Source organism: Pseudomonas sp. AC229 (genome assembly GCF_979254655.1).
On record NZ_CEEDHK010000101.1, the window covers coordinates 1 to 236 of the forward strand.

A 236-nucleotide genomic window follows, 5' to 3' on the forward strand; every position below is an offset into this window, starting at 1 on the left:
GCGCCGGACAACTTTTATCGCACCTTCTACAGTGCTGGGGACCCGCGCCGCATCGTCGCCCGCGAGCATACCTCGATGCTCACGGACAAGCGACGGCTGAAGTACGAGAATGGATTCAAGGACGGCTCAGAGGACCCCTCGGCTCCAAACGTCCTCGTCGCCACGCCCACCCTTGAGATGGGTATCGACATCGGTGACCTATCAACGGTGTTTTTGTCGTCGCTGCCGCATAGCGT

The 236-nt window shown here is 60.2% G+C and carries 1 protein-coding gene; it reads left to right on the plus strand.

Annotation, left to right across the window (positions count from 1 at the left end):
• Nucleotides 1-236: helicase-related protein (locus AC0IW7_RS25025; protein ID WP_471821555.1), on the plus strand; the 236-nt coding region annotated here is incomplete at both ends.